The organism is Streptomyces sp. NPDC003036 (genome assembly GCF_040611175.1).
Lineage (GTDB): Bacteria > Actinomycetota > Actinomycetes > Streptomycetales > Streptomycetaceae > Streptomyces.
Map to the genome: position 1 here is coordinate 1 of NZ_JBEXNO010000097.1, position 1,273 is coordinate 1,273.

The window sequence follows — 1,273 nt, forward strand, 5'->3', positions numbered from 1 at the left end:
GCCACCGTACGCGCGTACGGTGGCGCCGCTCGGCCTCACACGGTGACGCCCGCCCTTACGCGGTACCGCCGTTCCGGTTGCGGGACGGTACGTCGGGCCGGCCGCCGGCGCCGGTCGTGACGGTGTCCGCGGTGGCGGCGGACAGGAGGCGCAGCGCCGCCTCCGACGGCGTGCCCGGCTCGGCGCTGTAGGCGAGCAGGCGCTGGCCCGAGGCGTCGGACAGGTGCATGCTCTCGAACTCGAGCTCCATCGGGCCGACGAGGGGGTGGTGGAACCGCTTGGCGCCCGAGGTGCAGTTGCGCACCGGGTGGCGGGACCACATCGCGGAGAACTCCGGGCTGTTCATGGCCAGTTGGCCGATGAGCTCGGCGAGGTGCCGGTCGTCGGGGTGGCGGCCGGCGGTCAGGCGCAGCGCGGCGAGCGCCGTCCGCGCCTCCTCCTCCCACTCCGTGTAGAGCTCGCGGGTGTGCGCGTCCAGGAAGAGCATGCGGGTCAGGTTCGGCCGCTGCGTGGGACTGTCGGGGCTGTCGGGGTCGATGTGCCCGGCGAGCAGCGCGTGGCCCAGGGGGTTCCAGGCCAGGACGTCGTTGCGCCGGTCGAGGACCACGGCAGGCACCTCGCCCATCGCGTTCAGCAGGTTCCTGAGGCCGGGGCGGGCGTGCTCGGGGCGCGGGGCCTGGGGGCGGCGGGGCCGGGCGGGGCGGGCCAGGTCCTTCAGGTGCGCGCACTCGTCCTCGCTGAGCCGCAGCGCCCGCGCGATGGCGTCCAGGACGGCCTCGGAGGCGTTGGTGCTCTGCCCCTGTTCGAGCCGGGTGTAGTGCGTGACGCTGACTCCGGCGAGCAGGGCCAGCTCCTCGCGGCGCAGACCGGGCACCCGCCTGCGGGTGCCGTGCGGCGGCAGGCCGACGTCCTCCGGCCGCAGCCTGGCGCGGCGGCTGCGCAGGAAGGCTCCGAGTTCCGATTGAGTACCCATGCCGTCCAGTTTCCCCGCCGAGCACCTCGGTTGCGAGCGCTGAGCCTACTCGTGTCATGACTAGTCTCCGGTCTCGTGGTCTCCCGGCGCCTAGCCAGAAGAGAGGTCTGGGTAGCCGACGGCATCGGCGCCAAGGTTGCTTCGTAACCGCCCTGTTGGCGAGACGAAGCGAAGGGAGCCCGGACATGTCGGCCGTTGTCGAAGGTGTGAAGTCGGTTGGTGAGGGGAGGACTGTCGGTCCGCCTCGGATGACGGGCCGGCAGCGGCTGGTGCTGGTGGTGTTGCTGGTCGCGCAGTTCA

1 protein-coding gene is annotated in these 1,273 nt (G+C 72.7%); it reads right to left on the reverse strand.

Features of this window, described 5'->3' with window-relative positions; translation table 11 throughout:
• Nucleotides 1-55 precede the first annotated feature (55 nt).
• Nucleotides 56-973, reverse strand: coding sequence for a helix-turn-helix transcriptional regulator (locus ABZX67_RS33245; RefSeq protein ID WP_355368533.1), 918 nt, complete (start codon nt 971-973; stop codon nt 56-58).
• Nucleotides 974-1,273 lie beyond the last annotated feature (300 nt).

Bases quoted from the DNA above. Each gene is read 5' to 3' on its own strand.
- ABZX67_RS33245 (WP_355368533.1), bottom strand. From the start codon at position 973: ATGGGTACTCAATCGGAACTCGGAGCCTTCCTGCGCAGCCGCCGCGCC.